Consider the following 6,000-nt stretch of genomic DNA (forward strand, 5'->3'; position numbering starts at 1 on the left):
GCCCCAGAACTGTCACAGAGGTGACAGTTCTGCGCGAAGGCGGGGGTGGCGGACCGTCCGGCCCACCACCCCCTCGTCCTGCGTCAGCCCACCCGGTGCCGTGGGCGGCGACGGGAGCGGTAGCCGATCGCCCCCGCGCCGACGAGCAGCAGGGCCGCGCCGAGACCGATGAGCTGCGCGTCGACCGAGCTGCCGGTGTCCGGGAGGCTCGCCGCGCCACCGGCGCCCACTCCACCTGCGCCCGAGCCACCGGCGGAGTCGACCACCGTGATCGCCTGCCACGCGAGCAGCGCGCCCGACGCGGCGTCGTACACCGCGATCCGGTGTCGTCCGAGGTCGACGCCCTGCGGGATCCGCACCCGCACCGTGCCGTCGGCCGCCACCGTGTGGGTGCCGAGGTTGGTGGGGGTCGAGAACAGCATCACGACGACCTTGTCGCCGGCACGCTTTGGGCTCAGCTGGAGCGTGAGCACGTCGCCGCGCTCCACCGTCGTCGAGCCCTGCACGATGTCCGTCGACGGCTGTCCGGCCGCCGGAGGCTTCGGGTCGGTGCCGCCACCCGGCGGAGTCGTCGGCGGCGTCGTGGGCGGGGTCGACGTGTCGGCTGCAGCCACCTTCCGGCTTGAGGCGTCCGACGACTTCTGCTCGTCGATGCCGTCGACCGAGCGGCTGGCCGTGGCACGGAACGTGATCACCGCGCCCTCGAGTTCGGCGGTGAGCGGCAGCTTCAGTCCGCCCTGGTCGAGCCTCTGCCCGTCGGCCCACCAGGAGCCGTCGACCGTCAGCTCACCACCGGTGAACGTCGCGGGGGTGGCCGTCAGCGTCTTGCCGACCTTGGCCGTGCCCGACAGCCTTGTCGCGGTCTTCACGGCCACCTGGGCGAGCACCGGGCCGACCTGGCCCTCGCTCACGGACTCCGCCGTGGCGTCGTCCTCGGCGCGCTCGGCGACGCTGACGTACCGGATCGAGGCGCCGACGTGCTCGGACGTGAGCGTGAGGGTGGCGCCGGTCGCCGTGGTGCGCCTGCCGTCGACCATCCAGTAGCTGGTCACGCCGGCCTCGGGATCGCTGAACGTGGCCGGCGACCCGGTCACCGTCTGGCCGACGATCCGCTTGCCCTCGACGGTGGCGGGCTTCGTGACCGTCAGGTCGACCGGCTTGGCGCGCACGGTGCGCGGCTCCGACGTCGCCTGCGCGAGGTTGGCGCCCGGCTCGGTCGCGCCGTCGCGCGACACCGTCTGGCGGACCGTGACCGGCTTCCCGGCGAGGGCGTCGGTGAGCACCAGGGTCTTCTCGGTCGCACCGTCGATCGGCTGACCGTCGGCGAACCACTGGAACGCGACCGTCGCGTCGTCGTCGCTCGACGGGGCGGGCGAGGCGGTGAGCGTCTTGCCGACCACGGCGTCGCCCTCGATGACGGGCAGGCCCGTGATCGTGAGCGCGGCCTTCGTGACCGGGCCGATGCCCGTGAAGTCGAAGGAGTACGCCGGGAAGGCCTCACCCGGACGGATCGCCTCGGCGCTGTAGTAGATCGTCGAGCCGACGTCGTCCTTGGTCAGCGTGTACGTGTCTCCCTCACCGACCACCGTCACGAAGTCGCGGTACCACTTGTGCGAGATCGTCACGTCGGGCGAGTCGTCGTTGAACACCGCAGGCTTCGCGACCTTCAACGTCGCACCCACCTCAGGCGTCCCCTCGACCGTCGGCGGGGAGACCTCGGCCAGCTTCACCCGGACGGTCAACGGATCCGAGACCGACTCCACCTCCACGTCGTCCGCGAAGTAGCCCACCGTCACGAACCGGACCTTCTTGCCCACCATGTCCTCGGTCAGCAACAGCTCCTTCGCATCCGGCGTCCCCTGACCCGCGACCTTCTCCTCATCGACAAGCCAGTACGCCTCACGATCCTCAGGCTCCTCCGAGAAGCTCGCGAACGTCCCCTTGAGCGACACGTCCGGCGCACCGAACCCCTCGATCGCCGACCCCTTCACCACGCTCGGCTTGGCCGCCGTGACCGGACCGATGCCGGTGAAGTCGAACGAGTACGCCGGGAACGCCTCACCCGGACGGATCGCCTCGGCGCTGTAGTAGATCGTCGAGCCGACGTCGTCCTTGGTCAGCGTGTACGTGTCTCCCTCACCGACCACCGTCACGAAGTCGCGGTACCACTTGTGCGAGATCGTCACGTCGGGCGAGTCGTCGTTGAACACCGCAGGCTTCGCGACCTTCAACGTCGCACCCACCTCAGGCGTCCCCTCGACCGTCGGCGGGGAGACCTCGGCCAGCTTCACCCGGACGGTCAACGGATCCGAGACCGACTCCACCTCCACGTCGTCGGCGAAGTAGCCCACCGTCACGAACCGGACCTTCTTGCCCACCATGTCCTCGGTCAGCAACAGCTCCTTCGCATCCGGCGTCCCCTGACCCGCGACCTTCTCCTCATCGACAAGCCAGTACGCCTCACGATCCTCAGGCTCCTCCGAGAAGCTCGCGAACGTCCCCTTGAGCGACACGTCCGGCGCACCGAACCCCTCGATCGCCGACCCCTTCACCACGCTCGGGCCCTCGGCCTTCACCACGCTGATCGTCGAGGAGTCCGAGACCAGGGGGTCGCCGGCGTCTGGGAAGGCGGCGATAGTGCGGAAGGCGATCGTGCTGCCCACCTGGGCGGAGGTCACCGCGAACGTCGGCTGGTCCTGCGTCCCGGCGACCGGCTTGCCGTCCACGAGCCACTGGGTGGTCACGTCGTCGGAGGCCGGGTCGAAGGTCGCAGCCTTGCCCGTGAGCGTGTCACCGGGACGCGCGGCGCCGTTGGTGGCACCGGAGACCTGGGACGGCGCCGTGACCTTCGGGCCCTCGGGTGCCGCCGTGTCCGCGACGATGACCGCGCTGTGCCCGGACGCCGTGCCGACGGACACGAGGCTCGCCCCCGACAGTCGCGTCGGGAGCTTGCGCAGCTCGATCATGACGCCGGTGTCGGGGCTCCAGCCGTCGAACTCCCCGTCGCGCGTGAGGTACTGCCCCGCGCCGGTGTCGGCGACGGCGACGTGCGCGAGCGGCTTGGCCAGCAGCGCCGGCGTGGCACCGCCGCGCCGCACGGGACGGGTCGGGGCGAGCTGGTCGTTGATCCCGAGGTCGAGGAACGCGCCCGACGTCGTCAGCGCGGTCGCCGTCGTCAGGCTCGCCACCTGCTTGCCCTGGGTCACCGGGTTCTCCGACGCCGTGACGGGCGCGGTCGAGCTGGACGGTGCCCACTGCAGCACCTTCTGGTCCTTCGTCAGCACGCGGACGATCGGTCCGGCCGCACCGGACAGGAAGCCGCCCCGGACCTCGGTGACCTCGGGCAGGTCGGCGGGCACGCTCCACCGCACGCCGCTGCGGCCGAAGGCCTCGACCGAACCGTCCTCGCAACGCACCACCGCGAAGTCGACGGTGCCGCCGACCGAGAGCTGGGTCGCCGGGCAGAGGTCAGCGGGCGGCTGCGGTGCGGGCTGGTCGCCCCCGAACCGGTTCCACGTCGTCACGTCGCCGCTCGCCGTCACGACGCCGAGGACCGGCCCGCTGACGTCGACGTCACGGACCGTCGACCCGTCGAGACCGGCAGGCACCTGCAGGTTCGACGACCCGTAGAAGTGCACCTCCTGACGGTCCGTCAGCGCCACGACGTTGTCCACGTTCGTGACGGGCAGGACCTCGGTGAAGCGCTGGCCCGACGGCGCGGGGATGTCGGCCCGCTGGACGACACTGCTCCCCCCTTCGGAGTCGGACACCGCCGACCAGTGCGCGATCCGGTCGCCGCTGGTCGGCAGTGCCGCCTGGCTGGGGGTCGCCACGACCACCAGGCCCGCCACCGCCACCACACCTGCAGCGACCGCGGCGGTCGTCCGTCGAGATCCGAGCCTCATGGGTGTCCTTCCGTACCGACATCGGGGGGCACGACGTCCCTGGGTGCGGGACGACGCGGACGCAGCACAGTGCGCTGGGTCACATGTCTGGCCAGACCGTGTCGTACGCGGCGGGTCGACGTCGCGCGTTCGGAGCCGGTGACGGCAAATCGGCACGGTTCTTGTCACCCGCATGACAAGAACCGGTCGGGCAGAGCTCGGTCGGTCGCCGCTGGCGTGCGACGTGGGGCACAGTCCTCGACGGGGGCGCGGTCCGGAGCGGACCGTCCGAGCGACGACAGGAGGGCACGGCCCTGCGCACCACGTCCGCCCACGGCCCGACCGCGTCGCAGCGTCGGCGCATCGTTGACGTGCGCCCGACGGCGGGGTAGAACTCGGTGCAGCCACACGAGTCATCGGAACGGGGAGCCGACGATGGGACCTGGACCGCACGGATCCGCGCCATGACGCTGTCCGCGGACCGCCCCACGTCCGACCTCGTCGCCTCCCACGCCCGACGCCTGCGTCGCGAGGTGCCCGAGCTGGCCGCCTCGATCGTCGACGCCGTCTGCGCGCGCATCGCCTACTACGGCGAGTCGCCCCGCCACCCGATCGTGGTCGAGGCGGTCACCACCGCGCTCCACCGCTTCCTCGACGAGCTCGACGGCGCACCCCACCGCGACCGCGGCCTCGACGAGATGTTCCGCTCGGTCGGTCGCTGCGAGGCGCGCGCGAGCCGATCCCTCGACGACTTCCACCTGGCGCTCGGCACCGGCACGCGCACGGCGTGGTCACGGTTCCAGCACCTCACCGTCGACGGCACGACGCCCGCGGTCGTCTCCGACGGCCTGCTCGCGTTCGTCGACCACCTCGTCGCGCAGGTGGAGGCCGGACACACCGAGACCGTGCGTCAGCGCGAGGCCGACCCGAACCGCGCCCGCGCCGTGCTCGCCGAGCAGCTCCTCACCGGCACGGCCGAGCCCGGCAGCGACACGGTCTGGCGGATCCCGTCCTCGATCGTGCTCGCCGTGGCCGAGCTCGGAGGCGAACGGCGCGACCTCGGGGCGCTCTCCCGCGACGCGCTGCTGGTGGGCCACGACGACACCGTCGTCGTCATGGTCGACGCCGCGAGCCGTGACTGCATGACGACGGCGCTCGTCGACGCGGGCGTCCCCCGCGCCGCCGTCGGCTGGGCCGTCGAGCCCGCCGACGTGCCCTCGGCGTTCCGCTGGGCGCGGCGGGCGCTCGAGCTGGTGCGTCGCGGGGTCATCCCCGACGCCCAGGTCGTCGACTGCCGGGCGCACCGTACGCAGATCTGGCTGCACGCCGAGCCGACGCTGCGCCAGCAGCTCGGGCAGGAGCTGCTGAGCCCGCTCCTCGCCGAGACCCCGAACTCCCGCGAGATCCTCTCCGAGACGCTGCTCGTCTGGCTCGAGACCCGCGACAGCGCCCCCGCGATCGCCGCGCGCCTGGGGGTGCACCCGCAGACGGTCCGCTACCGCTGGAAGCGCATCAACGAGCTGTTCGGCGAGGCGATGCACGACACCGAGTTCCTCGTGCAGCTGACGATGCTGCTCAAGGCGAGCGTGCCGCTCTGGAAGGCCGGCGACCAGAGCGACTTCGAACGCTTCCGGGCGGAGGACGCCCCGTGACCGCCGCGCACGCAGCCACCGGCCTCTCCCCGCGCGCCACCCACCCGGGCCTCGCGCTCACCTTCGTCCTCGGGGCGCTGCTCACCGCGTCGACCGTCAGCGTGTCGATGGTGCCCGACCTGCACTTCGACGGGTGGCGGTGGGTGCTGCTCGGTGCGGCCGTCCTCGCCGTCGCGCTGGCCGTGCCGGTGCACCGCGAGGCGGCGGACGAGCTGGCCCGCCACCGCCTCGGGCCCGGCGTGCTCGGCAGCCTCGGTCTCGTCGTCGCCCTCGCCGCCACCGTCGTCGAGACGTTCGTCGACGCCACCCCGACCATGGCCGTCGCCGTCGTCGCGTCCGCGGCCCTGCTCACCCTTGTGCTGCGCTGGCGGGGGCAGCAGAGCCTCGTCGACGTGCCCAGCGCGGCCACCGTCGTGGTCACCGTCGGCGCGGTCGCGGCCGGCGCAGGATGGGCCGTCGCCGAG

Annotated in this window: 3 protein-coding genes; 2 read left to right on the forward strand and 1 reads right to left on the reverse strand. The window is 72.3% G+C overall.

The genetic code is table 11. The features are described from left to right. Positions 1-83: 83 nt before the first annotated feature. Entirely contained in the window at positions 84-3,905 is a 3,822-nt protein-coding gene (locus NH339_RS08105) for an LPXTG cell wall anchor domain-containing protein (protein ID WP_253024237.1), read from the reverse strand. A 443-nt stretch (positions 3,906-4,348) separates the two neighbouring features. Here NH339_RS08105 and NH339_RS08110 point away from each other — a divergent pair, with 443 nt between their 5' ends. Continuing rightward, entirely contained in the window at positions 4,349-5,536 is a 1,188-nt protein-coding gene (locus NH339_RS08110; RefSeq protein WP_253024239.1) for a helix-turn-helix domain-containing protein, read from the forward strand. Then, positions 5,533-6,000 (forward strand): hypothetical protein (locus NH339_RS08115; RefSeq protein WP_253024241.1); only part of this gene is annotated, 468 nt, incomplete at its 3' end. The genes NH339_RS08110 and NH339_RS08115, both read left to right, overlap by 4 nt.

The organism is Aeromicrobium sp. CnD17-E (genome assembly GCF_024124745.1).
Lineage (GTDB): Bacteria > Actinomycetota > Actinomycetes > Propionibacteriales > Nocardioidaceae > Aeromicrobium.

Bases quoted from the DNA above. Each gene is read 5' to 3' on its own strand.
- NH339_RS08105 (WP_253024237.1), bottom strand. From the start codon at position 3,905: ATGAGGCTCGGATCTCGACGGACGACCGCCGCGGTCGCTGCAGGTGTG.
- NH339_RS08110 (WP_253024239.1), top strand. From the start codon at position 4,349: ATGACGCTGTCCGCGGACCGCCCCACGTCCGACCTCGTCGCCTCCCAC.